This is a genomic window from Dyadobacter sp. SRI_021, assembly GCF_057586235.1.
This window is the reverse complement of record NZ_JBYCZM010000001.1, coordinates 387,257-403,690: the sequence shown is the minus strand read 5'-3', so window position 1 is coordinate 403,690 and position 16,434 is coordinate 387,257. Positions and strand designations below refer to the sequence as shown.

At 50.0% G+C, this 16,434-nt stretch carries 13 protein-coding genes; all 13 read left to right on the top strand.

Going from position 1 to position 16,434, the window contains the following annotated elements:
* The first annotated feature begins 21 nt into the window (after positions 1-21).
* Positions 22-3,168, top strand: coding sequence for an efflux RND transporter permease subunit (locus AC2YIT_RS01545; protein WP_487278021.1), 3,147 nt, complete (start codon positions 22-24; stop codon positions 3,166-3,168).
* A gap of 449 nt (positions 3,169-3,617) precedes the next feature.
* Positions 3,618-4,829: a serine palmitoyltransferase gene (gene spt, locus AC2YIT_RS01540; RefSeq protein ID WP_430843127.1), complete on the top strand. Its 1,212-nt coding sequence runs from the start codon at positions 3,618-3,620 to the stop codon at positions 4,827-4,829.
* Positions 4,826-5,947 carry a hypothetical protein gene (locus tag AC2YIT_RS01535; RefSeq protein WP_430843129.1) on the top strand — a complete coding sequence of 374 codons (1,122 nt, stop codon included), beginning with the start codon at positions 4,826-4,828 and terminating at the stop codon, positions 5,945-5,947. Before spt ends, AC2YIT_RS01535 begins: the two co-directional genes overlap by 4 nt.
* Positions 5,944-6,954 carry an NAD-dependent epimerase/dehydratase family protein gene (locus tag AC2YIT_RS01530; RefSeq protein ID WP_430843131.1) on the top strand — a complete coding sequence of 337 codons (1,011 nt, stop codon included), beginning with the start codon at positions 5,944-5,946 and terminating at the stop codon, positions 6,952-6,954. Before AC2YIT_RS01535 ends, AC2YIT_RS01530 begins: the two co-directional genes overlap by 4 nt.
* Positions 6,955-7,068: 114 nt before the next feature.
* The gene (locus AC2YIT_RS01525; RefSeq protein WP_430843132.1) at positions 7,069-9,639 is read left to right on the top strand and encodes a DUF5686 and carboxypeptidase-like regulatory domain-containing protein; all 2,571 of its coding nucleotides are present in this window, start codon (positions 7,069-7,071) and stop codon (positions 9,637-9,639) included.
* A 27-nt stretch (positions 9,640-9,666) separates the two neighbouring features.
* Positions 9,667-10,380, top strand: a complete 714-nt coding sequence (locus AC2YIT_RS01520; RefSeq protein ID WP_487278020.1) for a nucleotidyltransferase family protein — start codon at positions 9,667-9,669, stop codon at positions 10,378-10,380.
* Between the two features lie 79 nt (positions 10,381-10,459).
* A complete protein-coding gene (locus AC2YIT_RS01515) occupies positions 10,460-11,329 on the top strand; it encodes a hypothetical protein (RefSeq protein ID WP_430843136.1) in 870 nt (289 codons plus the stop codon).
* Positions 11,329-12,288, top strand: coding sequence for a CDP-alcohol phosphatidyltransferase family protein (locus AC2YIT_RS01510; protein ID WP_430843138.1), 960 nt, complete (start codon positions 11,329-11,331; stop codon positions 12,286-12,288). The genes AC2YIT_RS01515 and AC2YIT_RS01510 overlap by 1 nt, the downstream gene beginning before the upstream one ends.
* Before the next feature lie 22 nt (positions 12,289-12,310).
* A complete protein-coding gene (locus AC2YIT_RS01505; protein ID WP_487278019.1) occupies positions 12,311-13,318 on the top strand; it encodes a lysylphosphatidylglycerol synthase transmembrane domain-containing protein in 1,008 nt (335 codons plus the stop codon).
* A 221-nt stretch (positions 13,319-13,539) separates the two neighbouring features.
* Positions 13,540-14,247 carry an HAD family hydrolase gene (locus AC2YIT_RS01500; RefSeq protein ID WP_487278018.1) on the top strand — a complete coding sequence of 236 codons (708 nt, stop codon included), beginning with the start codon at positions 13,540-13,542 and terminating at the stop codon, positions 14,245-14,247.
* A gap of 49 nt (positions 14,248-14,296) precedes the next feature.
* Complete coding sequence (locus AC2YIT_RS01495) at positions 14,297-15,202, top strand: PfkB family carbohydrate kinase (protein ID WP_487278017.1); 906 nt, start codon at positions 14,297-14,299, stop codon at positions 15,200-15,202.
* A gap of 21 nt (positions 15,203-15,223) precedes the next feature.
* The gene (locus tag AC2YIT_RS01490) at positions 15,224-15,793 is read left to right on the top strand and encodes a DUF4833 domain-containing protein (protein ID WP_430843146.1); all 570 of its coding nucleotides are present in this window, start codon (positions 15,224-15,226) and stop codon (positions 15,791-15,793) included.
* A 1-nt stretch (position 15,794) separates the two neighbouring features.
* A complete protein-coding gene (locus AC2YIT_RS01485; RefSeq protein WP_430843148.1) occupies positions 15,795-16,433 on the top strand; it encodes a sterol desaturase family protein in 639 nt (212 codons plus the stop codon).
* Position 16,434 lies beyond the last annotated feature (1 nt).

Sequence of the window (16,434 nt, the reverse complement as noted above, 5' to 3'; positions counted from 1 at the left end):
CAACACTTCATCAACAAGCCCATGAAATTCATTGAAACCATATTGAAGCGCCCTTCGATGATCATCGTGTTGTTTGCGATCCTGTTCATCGGCGGGCTGGCTTCCTATACCCAGCTCAGCTATGTGCTGCTGCCCGAATTTTCTGTTCCTACTATTACCATTACTACATTATATCCAGGCGCGGCGCCGACGGAGGTAGAGGCCGAGGTCAGCAAGAAGATTGAGGATGCGGTGTCCGGCCTGGATAATATTGAAGACGTGACTTCCAAATCCATGGAAAGCGCGTCGCTGGTAATCGTGCAGTTTAAGGCCGGTACCGACATCGACAAGGCATTAGAAGATGCCCAGCGCGATGTGAACAACATGCTCAGCGATCTGCCCGACGACGCGGAAACGCCCTCATTGTCCAAAATCTCGCCGAGCGACCAGCCCATTATGCAGCTTCTGGCGACTTCCAGCCTGCCTAATGAAGTCTTTTATCAACAGGTAGAGGACAAATACCTGCCCATGTTACAGCAGATCGAAGGCGTGGCCGAGATCACTATGACCGGTGGGGACCAGCGTGAAATCCGCATTAATGTGAATAATGATAAGCTGCGCTTTTACGGGCTGTCTCTTTTGCAGGTGACGCAGGCCATTAACCAGGCTAATCTCGACTTCCCGACCGGGAAAGTGAAAAGCACGTCGGAGAATATGACGCTCCGACTGGCCGGCAAGTTTGCTTCGCTGGACGACATTCGTAACCTCGTCATTACCTCACCGGTGAGCAATAGTCCCATTCGCGTGGGCGATGTGGCTGATATTACCGACGGCCTTACTGATGCGGAGAGCATCAGCCGGTATAATGGCGTGAATGGTATTGGTTTGTTTATCAAAAAGCAATCCGATGCGAATGCGGTCGAGATCAGCAAGTCGGTGCAGGCGAAGCTGGCTTCCATTGAGAAGGCTAATGCAAAGGATCACATCAAATTCGCGATCGCGTACGACAGTTCGGTATTTACACTGGAATCTGTGGAAGCGGTAACGCACGATTTGGTGATTGCGGTGATCCTCGTTGCGGTGGTTATGCTGCTCTTTCTGCACAGTTTCCGGAATGCATTCATTGTCATGGTTTCGGTACCGGCGTCACTTATTGCTGCATTCCTTTTTATGTATGTGATGGGCTATTCGCTCAACCTGATGACGCTTCTTGCCCTCTCGCTCGTGATTGGTATCCTGGTCGACGACTCCATTGTGATCCTGGAAAACATCCAGCGGCATTTGGAAATGGGTAAAAACCGCTGGGACGCAACCGTGGAAGGGGTGACGGAAATCGGTTTTGCGGCATTGGCCATTACGCTCGTGATCGTGGTTGTGTTCGTGCCGATTACGATGGTGAATTCGGTGATTGCGGACCTTTTGAGGCAGTTTTCGTTGACGGTAGCATTTGCCACGATGGTCAGTTTGCTGGTGAGTTTTACATTAACTCCGTGGATGACGTCCAAAATGGCGAAAGTCGAACGTCTTAACCCTAAAAACCCAGCGCAGGCATTCCTGATCTGGTTTGAAAAAGGTTTGACAGCATTGACAAAATGGTATCACGGCTCCCTGGAATGGGTGCTGAGCCACAAACTGGCTTTTTCGGGGATATTGGTGGCGATCGTGGTCATGACAGGCTGGGTGATGAGCCTGGGCATTATCGGCTCGGAGTTCGTGGCCGAAGGAGACCAGGGTAAGTTCCTGCTTACAATGAAGCTCGACAAAAGCGCTTCTTTGCAACAGAATAACCTCACCGCACGAAGCATTGAAGATTACCTGCGCAAGAAGCCGGAAGTGAAAACGATTTTCGCGAACGTAGGTGGTGCAAGCACGGGCCTGAACAGCTCGGGGCGAGGCGAAACCAACCGCACGGAGTTAACCGTAGAACTGGTTCCCGTGGCCGAGCGCAGGAATGCACAGCCGACGGAGGACTATATGCTGGCCGTGCGGAAGGAATTGGAGCAAAAATTCGCAGGAGTGGAATTCAATTCGGCTGCCATCGGAATGGTGAACTCGGGTACCGCGCCTATTGAAGTGTTCCTCAGCGGCGACGACCTCGATAAAATTCTGGCCGCAGCTAATGACCTGGCGAACCGCCTCCGGAAAACACCGGGTGCGAACGACGTGAACGTCTCCGTAGAAGCGGGTAACCCAGAGGTGCGCGTGGATATCGACCGTGAAAAAATGGCGAAACTGGGATTGGACATTCAAACCGTCGGTGCTACCATGCAAAATGCATTTGCCGGGAATGACGATTCCAAGTTCCGCGATGGGGGCGAGGACTACGACATTCGCATTATGCTGGACGCATTTGACCGTAAAAATCCGGAAGATGTGAAGGCGATTACATTTTACAGTCCGGTGGCTAAGCAATCCGTACAGCTTGCACAGTTTGCGGATGTAACCCTGAGTACCGGCCCGAGTATTGTAGAGCGCAAAAACCGTCGCTCATCCGTTACAGTCACCGCCAATACATTAGGGATTGGATCGGGAACTTTGGTGAGTAATATTCAGGCCGGTTTAAAGGAAAATCCGCTTCCGGACGACATTATACTTACCTGGGGCGGCGATGCGAAGAACCAGAGCGAAGGGTTCGGCTCATTGGGGCTGGCCATGCTGGCGGGGTTAATGCTGGTGTATTTCATCATGGTGTTGCTCTACGACAGCTTTGTGTACCCGTTCGTGGTGCTGTTTTCGATCCCGGTTGCGGTGATCGGTGCATTGCTGGCGCTTGCGTTGTCGTCTTCGAACATCGGGATTTTCGCCATGCTCGGAATGCTGATGCTGATCGGCCTCGTGGTGAAGAATGCGATCCTGATCGTCGACTTCGCCAATCAGCAAAAGGCAGAAGGCATACCGTTCCGGAAAGCCATTTTGATTGCCGGGGAAGAACGTCTCCGTCCGATCCTGATGACGACCATCGCGATGGTGATCGGGATGGTGCCGATAGCCACGGCGACGGGCGCCGGGGCCGAATGGAAGAACTCGCTGGCCTGGGTATTGATCGGTGGTCTGACGAGTTCGATGCTGCTCACCATCTATCTCGTGCCGATGGCGTATTACCTGGTGGACAGGCTCGGGGAAAAGTGGAATACGTGGCGTGCGAAGTCGGGCAGGGTGCAGGAAAGCGTTGTGGTGGAAGAAATTTAAGGAAACTGAGTCTGGTAACATGAAAAAATTAATGTTTTGTCCGGTAACTTTAAATCCTTCCTGCAAACGCAAAGTCGGTCAGAGCTTGGTGGTTACAGGTCCGGGCACGGAAACGGGACAAAACATTTTTTTTCTTTTTACCCGAAAAATACAAAATGAACGGGTATTTTAATGAACTAGTCGGCCCGGTATGGGGTTTACCTCTTAACCTGAATTATTGCCGAATCAAAATACGAGTTTCTCAACGGTAGAAATTAGTTATTCAAAGGCAATAGATGACGGGTCAACAAGCGAAAAAATCAATAACCAGACTCACGATCTAACTGTACGTAACATGGGAAATAAAAGCTACAATACCAACTGACTTGCCTGATGTCTCTATCAGGCCGCAGCCTGATGCCGGTAGGCACCCCACTAAAACAAGCTGTTGATTCTGACACAATTTATCTATGGGTAAAATCTTAAATAATCGCATCGCCGAATTCAAAGACCCGGCGATTGCAAGAGCCAAAGGTGTATATCCTTTTTTCAGACCGATTGAGTCCGGACAGGACACAGAGGTTATTATTAACGGGAAGCCGGTCCTGATGTTCGGGTCCAACTCCTATCTGGGTCTGACCTCCCATCCCTACATCATCGAAGCCTCGCAGAAAGCGGCTCAGAAGTACGGGACAGGTTGCGCGGGTTCGCGCTTTCTCAACGGTACCCTCGATATCCACGAGGAACTGGAACGCCGCCTGGCCAAATATGTAGGAAAAGAAGGTGCCGTGTTGTTCAGCACCGGTTACCAGGCCAATTTGGGTGCATTGTCATGCCTCACCGGCCGTAACGATTACCTGATCCTCGACGAAAGCGACCACGCGTCCATTATCGACGGAAGCCGCCTGTCGTTCTCGAAAGTGATCAAATATAAGCACAACGACATGGAGGACCTGCGTAAAAAGCTGGCTCTCCTGCCCGAAGAAGCTGTAAAACTGATTGCGACGGACGGTATTTTCAGTATGGAGGGGGATATTGTCAAACTCCCTGAACTGAATGCGATCGCACAGGAATTCGATGCCACCGTGCTCGTCGACGACGCGCATAGCCTTGGGGTAATCGGTGAAAAAGGAGCAGGAACCGCTTCTTACTTCGGCCTGACCGAAACAACAGACCTCATTATGGGAACATTCAGCAAATCGCTGGCTTCCCTGGGGGGGTTCATCGCCGGTGATGCCGCTACGATCGATTATCTGAAACACCGCGCACGCTCGCTGATGTTCAGCGCGAGCATGACGCCCGCGTCCGTGGGAAGCACGTTGGCTGCTCTGGATATAATCGAAACCGAGCCGCACCACATGGAGCGCCTTTGGGCCAATACAAGATACGCGAAAGAGTTGCTGCTCGTAAATGGTTTCGACCTGGGCGCAACCGAAAGCCCGATCTTGCCGCTGTACATCCGCGACAACGAGAAGACTTTCATCATGACACGCAGATTGCAGGACGAGGGGATTTTCGTGAACCCGGTGGTTTCGCCAGGGGTACGCCCGGAACAATCGCTGATCCGTTTCTCGCTGATGGCTACGCATACATTCGGCCAGATCGAGGAGGCAGTGGATAAAATGTCCCGCATTTACCGTGAGGTTTGCCCTGACGCAATTATTGAAAGACAAAGACTATGACCCGCATAGCCCCCGTAAACACTCCGAAGGAATTAGGCAAGTTCATTGATTTTCCGCATGATCTGTATCAGCACGATCCGAATTATGTACCGGAACTGTTCATTGCACAAAGGGACATGCTCACACCGGGAAAGCACCCGTTCCATGAGCATTCGGAGGTGAAACTATTTCTCTCCTACGACGGAGACAAAGTGAACGGAAGGATAGCGGCGATTTACAATAACAATCACAATGCATTTACGAATCGGAAGGACGGTTTTTTCGGTTTTTTCGATACGATAAATGATCAGAAGGTGGTGGACGGCCTCTTGAAGGAGGCCACCGCCTGGGTAAAGCAGAAAGGGGCTGACACGCTCGTAGGGCCGGTTAATTTGTCAACCAATGAAACCTGCGGTCTGCTGATCGAAGGTTATGACCGGCCGCCAATGGCGATGATGCCTTACAATGCGCCTTATTATCTGCCATTGCTGGAAAAGGCCGGTTTGACAAAGAAAACCGATCTGCTGGCTTACGAAATCAACGTGGCGGATTCTAACGACAAGTCGGTGCGGATGATCGACGCGTTGGAGGAAAGGCTCAAAAGAAGCGGTATCACGATCCGGCAGGTGAATCTGAAAGATTTCAAAAACGAAGTCGTAAAGATCCGGGAAGTGTACAACAAGGCCTGGGACAAGAACCTGGGTTTTGTACCGACCACCGAGGCAGAGTTTGACTACCTGGCCAAGGACCTGAAAATGATCCTTGATCCGAAGTTTTGCCTGGTGGCTGAAAAAGGGGATGAACTGGTAGGATTTATACTCGGTATTCCGGATATCAACCAGATTCTGATCAAAATCAAGCGTGGACGTTTGTTGCCGACCGGGATTTTCAAATTACTGTTTGGCAAGAAAAACATCACGCGCATCCGCGTACTCACGCTCGGGGTGATTGATGGCTACCGCAAAATGGGTATCGAAGCCTGTTTGTACGGCCGCATTATCAAGAACACCTACGGTACCAAAGTGACGGGCGGCGAATGCTCATGGATGCTGGAAGAGAATTACCTCATGAACCACGCCATCGAGCAGATCAACGGGAAGCTGTACAAACGGTACAGATTGTTTGAGAAACCGATATGAAAGAAAAGCTATTCATAACAGGGGCCAGCGGATTTATAGGTTACCACCTGGTAGCGGCGGCACTCGAAGCAGGCATGGAAGTACATGCGGCAGTAAGGCCAAGCAGCGACCTGAGTTTCCTCAAAAAGCTGAATGCGGATCCGAAGGACCTTGTATATGTGAATGCTGATTTCAGTTCCAAAGATAAATTGACGAAGCTGCTGGAAGATGGAGGGTATTCCTACATCATCCACGCAGCGGGAGTGACCAAAGCCAAAACCGCTGCCGCCTACAACCTGGTCAATGCGCAATATTCGCTGAATCTGGCGCAGGCTGCCGTGTCTGCGGAAATTCCGTTGAAGCGGTTCGTGTTTTTGAGCAGCCTCGCGGCATTAGGCCCCGCGGCGTACAATGCGGCCCAGCCGATCACAGAAGAAACCTTGCCTGTTCCGGTGACGGATTACGGAAGAAGCAAGCTTTTGGCTGAGCAATACCTGAAAGAAGTGAATGGCCTGCCGCTGAGCATTATCCGCCCGACAGCAGTGTATGGCCCCGGCGAAAAGGACTTGTTCGTCCTTTTTAAAACACTCAGCAAAGGCCTGGATGCCTACATCGGCAGAGGGCCGCAAAGGTTGAGTTTCGTATATGTAACAGACCTCGTGACGGCTACCATGGCCGCATTGAGGGAAACGGAAAAGGAAATTACGGTTTACAATATCTCGGACGGACAGGCATACGACCGTTACGCATTGGCAGATCAGTTCAGGGCTATCAGCGGGAAGCAGATTTTCCGCGCGCACCTGCCGCTGCTGCTCGTCGAAATGATCGCCCGGTTCCTGGATTTTGTTTATGCAAATTCATCAACAACACCGGTTTTAAACCAAGAAAAACTAAAAGAACTCACAGCCCCTAACTGGATCTGTAGCATAGATGCGGCCCGACGTCGCCTGCATTACCAACCGCAATACAATCTGCACCGAGGCCTCGCAGAGACATTGACCTGGTATAAGGAGAATAAGTGGCTCTAACTATCGTACCCGCTTGATCATCAGCTGCGGCCGGCAAATCTGCCGGTGTGCATGCAGCGTACATGATTCTGAAACAAGCAGAGGGCAGCCAAAACACGTGACGAACGTTCCAACATGAAAGCAATCAGCAAGTCGATATGGATACAAGTACTCGTGGCGATCAACATTTTGCTGATCGGCGCGGGAGTAGCCATAGCGCAGAATACCACCACGATAAAAGGTACCGTTACCGACGCAAAGACAGGCGAGACCCTGCCATACGTGTCGATCCTGATCCCGGGAACAACCATGGGGACCGCCTCCGACGCTGATGGCCGTTACGCGATGACATTGCGTGAAGACCATTCGACGATCAAATTCACTTATGTAGGTTATATGGCCGTTGAAAAGCCGATCAAACCGGGTGTGAGCCAGGTGATCGATGTGAAAATGGCTGTGGACGCCTCGATGCTGAAAGAGGTGACCGTTAAAACCAAAGCCCGTTACCGGAACAAGGACAATCCGGCGGTGCAGCTCATCCGCGAGGTAATCGCGCACAAGGATGAGAACAAACCGACGAGCAACAATTTTCTGGAATACGAACAGTATGAAAAGATTTCGCTTGCATTGAGCAACTTGTCCGACGATTTCAAGGACAAACGCATCTTCCGGAATTATCAGTTTTTGTTCAAAAGCCAGGATTCCACGGCTATGGGAGGCAAGAATATGCTTCCGGCCTACATTCAGGAAAAGCTCTCGAAAATTTACTTCCGCAAAAGCCCCTACAACAAGAAACAATACGTGCTGGCGAACCGCAGGGCCGAATTCGACGCGAAGTTTGTGGATAACGACGGTTTGAGCGCCTATTTCAATCGTTTGTATGAAGATATCAACATTTACGACAACGATATCTCTATCGCCACCAACCTGCTGCTGAGCCCGATCGCGAACTCCGCACCGACATTCTATAAATTCTTTATCCGCGACACCATTAAAACCGCCGATCCGCAGCTGATCGAGCTGGGCTTTGTGCCGCGGAACAAGACGGATATGCTTTTCGAAGGGAAGCTGTACATTACCCTCGATGGCAAATATGGTGTGCAGAATGCCTATTTGACCGTTAACAAGGATATTAACCTCAACTTCATGCGCGACCTCGAAGCGCGCCTGGAATTCGAGAAAGGAACCGACGGCCGATACTTTATGAACAAATCGACGCTCGCCATGGAGTTTGCATTAGGTGAGAAGAACGGTGGATTGTATGGCCAACGCACGGTCAATTTCAAGGACTACACAATTAACCAGGCTCGTCCTGACAGCATTTACCGCGGGCCGGGCGAGGAAATCGTGTACGATCCAGAGGTCAAAACCACCGAGTCGTTCTGGGCCAGCAAACGGCATATTCCGCTGGAACGTACGGAGCTGGATATTTACAAAAATATCGATACCCTGCAAACCATCCCTTCATTCAAACGGACTATGGACATTGCGACGCTGTTCCTCTCGGGTTACAAGTCGTTTGGTGCAGTAGAAGTGGGCCCGGTGAATACCTTTTACAGCTTCAACCCCGTGGAAGGTTTTCGCCTCCGCTTCGGTGGCCGTACGACGACGGACATGAGCAAGCGGGTGTATTTCGAGACTTACGCGGCTTATGGTTTTAAGGACCGTAAATGGAAGTACTTTTTGAGCGGTACCTATTCATTCAATAACAAATCGGTATACCACTTCCCGCTGCATTACCTCCGGGCGAGTTTCCAGCGCGATACCAAGATCCCGGGGCAGGAGTTGCAGTTTGTGCAGGAGGATAACTTTCTGTTGTCGTTCAAACGCGGGGATAATAACCGGTGGTTGTACAACGATATTTACAAACTGGAATACGTACGCGAGTTCGAGAGCCGCTTTTCCTATAAAATTGGTTTTACCCAATGGAAGCAGACTCCCGCGGGCGTGCTGCGCTACGAGCACCTGAACGAGGGCGGGGAACTTGAAAACGCCATGTCGCTGAACAACACGGAAGCGAATGTGGAATTCCGTTACGCGCCGCACGAGCAATATTATCAAGGCAAGTTGTACCGCACGCCGATCATCAACAAATACCCGATCTTCACATTGCGCTACAATGCGGGTTTGAAAGGGGTTTTTGAAGGAGAAAACAACTATCACAATGTGGCATTGAACATTCAGAAGCGGTTCTATCTTTCACAGTTCGGTTTCGCGGATATTACGGCGGAAGGCGGTTATATTTTTGGTAAACAAATCCAGTTCCCGCTGCTGACGATCCACCGCGCCAACCAGACTTACGCTTATCAGCTGAATTCATACAACCTGATGAACTTCCTGGAATTCGCGAGCGACCATTATGCGAGCCTCGACGTACAATATTACCTGAACGGCTTCTTATTCAACAAAATACCATTGCTGAAAAGGTTGAAACTGCGCGAGGTAGTGAGTTTCAAAGGTTTGGTGGGCGGCTTGCGGGACGAGAACAACCCGGCATTAAATCCGTCGCTGTTCCGCTTTGCGACTGATGATCAGGGCCGGCCTATCACTTATACATTGGCACGCGAGCCTTATATCGAGGGTAGTGTGGGTATTGCCAACATTTTCAAGCTGCTGCGCGTAGACCTGGTAAAACGGTTCACTTACCTCGACAATCCGAATGTGTCGGAATGGGGTATCCGGGCGCGGTTCAGGCTTGATTTTTAGGGCATTGATTTTAAAAGGGATATTAACATGAATTACGCAATCATAGCGGCAGGAGAAGGATCACGGTTAGCGAAGGAAGGTTTTACGCTTCCGAAACCAATGGTGAGCCTGCACGGCGAAATGCTGATCGACCGATTAATCGGGATTTTTATGCGGAATAATGCAGAGAAAATTCTCGTGATCATCAACGAGGAGTCGCCGCTGCTCGAAATGCATTTGATGGGGCTGAGCGATAATCTGCCTATTCAAATTGTCAAGAAGACCACACCGAGTTCGCTGCATAGTGTGTACGAGTTGTTCAAAAGCGAGCCGGAGCTGAGCGAAGTTTGCTTGACTACCACTGACACCGTTTTTCGCGAAGAAGAGTTCAGTGCATTCATTACCGAGTTTGCCGACAGTAAGGATTTGGAAGGCCAAATGGCGGTAACGGCATTCATTGACGACGAAAGTCCTCTCTACGTGGCAGTTGACGACGACGACCGCATTACCGCATTTACCGATGATAATAGTACCGATACCTCGTTTGTCTCAGGCGGGATTTATTGTCTCAGAAGGAAAGCGATCGAAACCGTGAATGCGGCTGTGGAAAATGGGGTGAGCCGAATGCGGAATTACCAGCGGCAGCTTGTGTCGGATGGCTTGTATTTGAAGGCATACCCATTCACCAAAATCGTGGACGTGGACCATGTGAGCGACATTCAGACGGCCGAGCTGTTTTTGAGCGGTGAGGTGGTCTATTAATCTAAAATATTGACACACACTTTATTGACACCAATTTATTACTAACAGACCGGGGCGTTTTGCCGGTCGACACCATTAGATGAACGAATTAGAAATTCTGGGCGTGCACCGTAACAAGAAGTTTTCGCCCAACCATATCGGGAACGACGATGCGATTTTCTCCCAAACGGCCAAGGAGTTGGAAAAATTGGGATGCCGCATTACCATCTGTTGTGAAGATGAGTTCCTGGCGATGGAAACAGTGAATTACAGTAAGATTTTCACCATGGCACGCCAAAAGCAGGTCGTGGCCAAGTTACAGGAGCTGGAAAGAAACGGTACGCAGGTTTTGAACTCCGCATTTGGCATTGAAAACTGCTTCCGTACCAACCTGACCAATGCATTGAACAACGCCAATATCCCGGTTGCGGATAGCTACATCGTACCGACCGACTACCAGGGAGACGAGGTTTTTGATCAGATCAAAGGAAAAGGTTACTGGATCAAAAGGGGCGATTTCCACGCCATCCATAAGGAAGATGTGTCGTTTGCCGCATCGCGCGAGGAAGCCAAGGAAATTTTGCGGGAATACGCATTGCGCGAAATTCCCGACGCGGTGATTTCCCAGCATTTGGTGGGCGATCTGGTGAAGTTTTACGGGGTCAGGGGCACGGATTTCTTTTTCTGGTTCTACCCGTACGACGCCAACCACCACAAATACGCGGAATATCAGCAGATCAACGGTAATTCGGTGTATTACCCGTTCAGTGCCGAAGGGTTGCAGAACACGGCCAATGAAGCGGCAGGGGTAGTGGGGATTGATATTTACGGGGGCGATGCCATTATAGGAAAGGACGGCGACTACCGTATCATCGATCTGAACGACTGGCCGAGTTTCGCACCCTGCCGTGACCAGGCTGCCGGGCACATTGCCGGCCGGCTTTACCAAAGATTTTTGAATAACAATTAATGGAGACAACGACTACACCCCGCCCAATTGCAGAAGAACCCGAAAAAACCTCGGCATTCGAAAACTCGTTGAAATCGAATGATACCGAGGAAAAGATCGATATCTGGTTTTACCGGCCTATCGGCTATCAAATCGCATTGTTTTGCGCGAAGGTAGGCCTGCGACCCAACCCGGTGACGATCATCAGCATTTTCTTCGGTGTGGCTGCGGGGATATTGTTCTATCCGCAGCAATTGTGGATCAACGTGATCGGGATGCTGTCGCTCATGTTCGCCAACTCGCTCGACAGTGCCGACGGTCAGCTCGCGCGCATGACGAACGACAAGAGCCGCTTCGGCCGCATTCTCGATGGCGTGGCCGGTGATTTCTGGTTTATCGCCATTCACATCGCGATCTGTTTGCGGAGCATGGAAGAGGGCTGGAGCGCGTGGATTTGGGTACCTGGCGTGGTGGCCGGCGTGTCGCATATGATCCAGTCGGCCATGGCGGATTACTACCGTAACGTGCATTTGTTTTTCATCAAAGGCACCAACGGCAGCGAGCTCGACAACAGCCGCGATTTGCAGAAGGAATATGATGAAATGAGCTGGACGCGGCAATTCGGTATGAAAATCGTGGCGAGGCTGTATTTGAATTATACTAAAGAACAGGAATTCTTTTCGCCGAAGCTGCAAAAACTGCTGGCGGTGGTGAAGCAGAAATACCAGAATGGCCTGCCTGCTAAACTCATTACCGATTTCCGTGCGCAGAACAAGCCATTGATGAAATATACCAATATCGTCCAGTTCAATACGCGGGTGATATTCTTGTTCCTCTGGCTGTTTCTCGATCAGTCATGGATCTATTTCTTTTTCGACATTTTCGTACTGAACCCGATCCTGATTTACATGATCGTGAAGCAGGAGCAGGTGAGCAATCATTTTTACAAGGAGATAACCACAGGCAAATACAATGGGTAGCAAGGTGTATAAAGCCCTTTTCATGGCAATCGGTATTTTCTCGCTGGGCTATATGATCTATGGCACCGGGTTGCTCGTGATTTGGGAAAACATCAACAGGACGGGCATCTGGTTCCTGCCGGTGATCGGCAGTTGGCTGGTGATCTACATCCTGAATGCCCTCGCATTCCGCGCGATCATCCGTGAGCCGCAACTGCCGGAAACGAATATGTCGTTCTGGTCGGTGCTGCGGCTGACGATTTCGGGCTATGCGATTAACTACATTACCCCGTTCGTCGCATTAGGCGGCGAGCCTTACCGCATAATGGAGCTGAAACCGACGCTCGGTATCCAGAAAGCAACTTCTTCGGTGCTGCTATACAGCCTGATGCACATGTTTTCGCACGTGCTGTTTTGGCTGGCGTCCATTGTGCTGATCGTGGCCGTAGTTCCATTGAGCGATGCTATGCTGGCCGGTTGCGGGATATTGCTGGTAGTAGGGCTGGTGCTGGGATATTGGTTTATTAATGTATATAAAAAAGGTTTCACGGTAAGCACGTTCCGCTTGCTGGAAAAAGTACCTTTTATCAAAAACAAAGCACGCGAGTTCGCTGCCAAAAATGCGGAAACGCTTTATGAAGTAGACGAGCAGATCCGCGTCCTGTACTCCGACCGCCGGAACGCATTTTACGCCTCATTGTTTTATGAATTTGCAGGAAGGGTAATCGGCTGTCTGGAAATCTATTTCACGGCCCACGCCATCGGAATGGAAATGAGCCTGGCACAGTCGCTGATCGTGAGCTCCGGCTCGTCGTTGTTCGCGAATTTGATTTTCTTTTTTCCGATGCAGCTCGGCACCCGTGAAGGTGGATTGGCATTGGCATTAGGAAGTGTGGGATTGCCTGCCGCGCAGGGGATTTTTATAGGGGTTGTTTTGAGGATTAGGGAAATAGTCTGGATTATCATCGGATTAGCCCTCATTAATAGAAAAACTAAAAAGGGCAGGCTGGACAGCCCAGAACTTGAACCAGTGCCCATTAGCTCTAATTAATCTCTGGATCCCCAGACTAAAGACCGGGGCAATGGGACTGGCTTTGGGATTGTAATGCACAAATGAATCTATTGTAGTTGTCTTTAGACAACTGCCCAGAAGTAAGCTATAAGCAAAAAAGCTCGTGTCATCAGCAAAGCTTGCAGATAGATTTTGAATAAGAATTGATATAAAATCTAATAATCGGGGATTTCAAATCCCAGGAGACTGGAAACTAAAGTATGATTAAAGGAATTTTATTTGACTACGGCGGTACGATCGATACGAACGGCTTGCATTGGGCCAATGTTTTGTGGGATGCTTACCAAAGTAGTCATGTAAAGGTTGACAAAGAAGCATTTGCGAGTGCATACAAGTTTGGTGAGAGGGCATTGGCTATCCATCCGATCATCCAGCCGCATCATGTGTTTTATGATGTGCTGTTTCTTAAAGTAGAGCAGCAGTTTGGCTATCTGAAGGAAAACGGATACGAGCTGGACTGCCAGGCCATCGAAGCCATCGCCCGCGATTGTGACCGCGTCGCACGCACTAGTGTTGAAAAGGCAGCGCCTGTTCTTGAAAAACTGGCCGCCGAATACCCTCTCGTGATGGTTTCCAATTTTTACGGTAACCTGAATAGCGTTTTAAAGGAATTTGGTATTGCGCATTATTTCCAGTCTGTCGTGGAGTCGGCAGTGGTCGGCGTCCGGAAGCCCGATCCTGCGATATGGCAGCTGGGCGTAGAGGCGCAGGGCTTTCCTCCGCAGGAATGCGTAGCGGTAGGCGATTCGTATTCCAAAGACATTCTGCCTGCAAAGGCGACCGGCGCGAAGGCGATCTGGCTGAATGTGGCGGGATTCGAAGAAGATGCCGAGGCACAGGTATCGGTAGCCGATGCCGAAATTACAGATTTTGCCCAGGTGGCCGACACCATAGAGAGCCTGGGCTAGTTATCACCCATAACCCAAGCCTGAAGGCTTGGGTTGAGACACCAGTATCATGTACGATATATGTACCATCGGGCATATCACTTTGGATAAAGTAGTTACTGCCCAGTCTGTCAAGTATATGCCCGGGGGCACTTCGTTCTATTTTTCGAAGGCACTCCGGCAGTTCGATGTCCGCTATATGCTCGTAACGGCTTTGGCTGAAAAGGAAAGCCATATCGTCGCAGGCCTGCGAGAGGAGAACATCGAAGTATTTTCCCAGAACAGTCCCTACACCGTTTATTTCGAAAACATTTACAGCGCCAACCAGGACCACCGCGAGCAGAATGTACTGCACAAGGCCGCACCATTCACCGTGTCGCAAATGCCGGCGATCGAAGCAAAGTATTTCCACTTGGGACCGTTGCTTTCGGACGACATTACCGTGGATCTGATCAAAATGCTGGCTGCGAAAGGCAAGGTTTCGCTCGATATCCAGGGCTACCTGCGTTATGTGAAAGACCAGAAGGTTTTTTATACCGATTGGGAAGCTAAAAAGGAAGCGTTGCCCTATATCCATATTCTCAAAGCCAATGAGTTTGAAATGGAAGTGGTCGCAGGCACGAGCGATGTGATCGAAGGTGCGAAATATCTCGCCAATCTGGGGGTAAAAGAAGTCATCATTACCCTGGGCAGCAAAGGGTCTTTGATTTACAAAGACAACCATTTTTACCAGATCCCTGCCTACAAACCGACCGACGTGGTAGACGCGACCGGCTGCGGCGACACCTACATGGCCGGCTACCTGAGCCAGCGTGTGAAAGGGGCGGGCGTACAGGAAGCCGGCGAATTCGGGGCGGCGATGGCGACGTTGAAAATCCAGTCGTCGGGACCTTTTTCCGGAAATGCGGAAGATGTGCAGGAAGTGTTGCAATACGGCGAATGCGACCGTGAAATCATCGCACAAGCCATTTTTTGAATGTAGTTTTCGATTGAAGTCATGAAATACGTACTCAACATTCTGATGGCGCTCAGCCTGACGCTTGTTTCGTATGCAGGAGGATTACCAGACAAAAAAGCCGGTACAACGGCCACGGATCCGGACGAATTTCCGGTGCCGAACAACGTTCCCGGGTTACTTTTTTACATTCAGCGCGATCCGAATACGAATACAATCTGTTACCAGCTTAACGTCGACAAACAAGGAAAAATCAGCGAAAAGAACCCCGTTAATACGTTTTGGATACGTTATCCGGAAGGCGGGATGCGCAAGGAGCTCAATTATTTGCAGCGGAAATTTGCATACGGCATCAATTCAAAGGCGATCGGCAATGCGAGCTTCGAACTCCGTTCGGTAGCGTATTCGAAACTGCCGCTCTACCTGCGGAAGGACGCCCGGAACGAATACCATGTTTATACCAGCATCGATAAGAAGGAATGCATCCTGAGCAGGGTATTCATCCGGATCGACGGCGGTACTTTCTGGTCGCCGAATGTGCTCTATATCGAGCTCAAAGGCACCGAAATTGCCACCGGTAAAACCATTATTCAGCGAATAAAACCATCCTGACATGCCTAAAAACTATGTCTCCAACTCAACGGAATCCACCAGGATGTTTAAAAGCGACTTCCTGGAAGCTTTCTCAAAGGTACATTACTCAGTACCCCTTTTCATTTTTGTGCCGGTGATCAGCTACTTTTCCTGGAAAGCATTGGGGCCAGGGGAGATGCTTTGGTACAATTTTGTAGGGACCGTATTCGGCGGACTGTTCTTCTGGACTTTCACCGAATACTTTATGCACCGGTTCGTGTTTCATTTTACACCCCGCGGCAAGTTCATGGAGCGCATCCATTTCATTTTCCATGGTGTGCATCATGATTATCCCAATGACGCCAAAAGATTGGTAATGCCGCCTTCGGTGAGCATTCCGCTGGCGACGGGCTTCTATTTCCTGTTCACACTTTTTTTGAGTGAATATTACGTAGCGGCTTTCTATGCGGGGTTCATGGCCGGGTATCTTTTTTATGATATGAGCCATTATGCGTTGCATCATGCTAATTTCAAATCCGGGTTCTGGAAGAAATTAAAAAAGCATCATATGCAACATCATTATTCAGATGCAAGTAAAGGTTACGGTGTAAGTTCAGATATTTGGGACAGGGTTTTCGACTCCAACGAAAAGCGCACCCCAAAATCTAACTCGATCTAAC

What these genes read in the sequence shown, in the direction of transcription:
- AC2YIT_RS01505 (WP_487278019.1), top strand. Translation starts at nt 12,311, where the DNA reads ATGGCAATCGGTATTTTCTCGCTGGGCTATATGATCTATGGCACCGGG.
- AC2YIT_RS01515 (WP_430843136.1), top strand. Translation starts at nt 10,460, where the DNA reads ATGAACGAATTAGAAATTCTGGGCGTGCACCGTAACAAGAAGTTTTCG.
- AC2YIT_RS01545 (WP_487278021.1), top strand. Translation starts at nt 22, where the DNA reads ATGAAATTCATTGAAACCATATTGAAGCGCCCTTCGATGATCATCGTG.
- spt (WP_430843127.1), top strand. Translation starts at nt 3,618, where the DNA reads ATGGGTAAAATCTTAAATAATCGCATCGCCGAATTCAAAGACCCGGCG.
- AC2YIT_RS01525 (WP_430843132.1), top strand. Translation starts at nt 7,069, where the DNA reads ATGAAAGCAATCAGCAAGTCGATATGGATACAAGTACTCGTGGCGATC.
- AC2YIT_RS01530 (WP_430843131.1), top strand. Translation starts at nt 5,944, where the DNA reads ATGAAAGAAAAGCTATTCATAACAGGGGCCAGCGGATTTATAGGTTAC.
- AC2YIT_RS01500 (WP_487278018.1), top strand. Translation starts at nt 13,540, where the DNA reads ATGATTAAAGGAATTTTATTTGACTACGGCGGTACGATCGATACGAAC.
- AC2YIT_RS01485 (WP_430843148.1), top strand. Translation starts at nt 15,795, where the DNA reads ATGCCTAAAAACTATGTCTCCAACTCAACGGAATCCACCAGGATGTTT.
- AC2YIT_RS01490 (WP_430843146.1), top strand. Translation starts at nt 15,224, where the DNA reads ATGAAATACGTACTCAACATTCTGATGGCGCTCAGCCTGACGCTTGTT.
- AC2YIT_RS01535 (WP_430843129.1), top strand. Translation starts at nt 4,826, where the DNA reads ATGACCCGCATAGCCCCCGTAAACACTCCGAAGGAATTAGGCAAGTTC.
- AC2YIT_RS01495 (WP_487278017.1), top strand. Translation starts at nt 14,297, where the DNA reads ATGTACGATATATGTACCATCGGGCATATCACTTTGGATAAAGTAGTT.
- AC2YIT_RS01510 (WP_430843138.1), top strand. Translation starts at nt 11,329, where the DNA reads ATGGAGACAACGACTACACCCCGCCCAATTGCAGAAGAACCCGAAAAA.
- AC2YIT_RS01520 (WP_487278020.1), top strand. Translation starts at nt 9,667, where the DNA reads ATGAATTACGCAATCATAGCGGCAGGAGAAGGATCACGGTTAGCGAAG.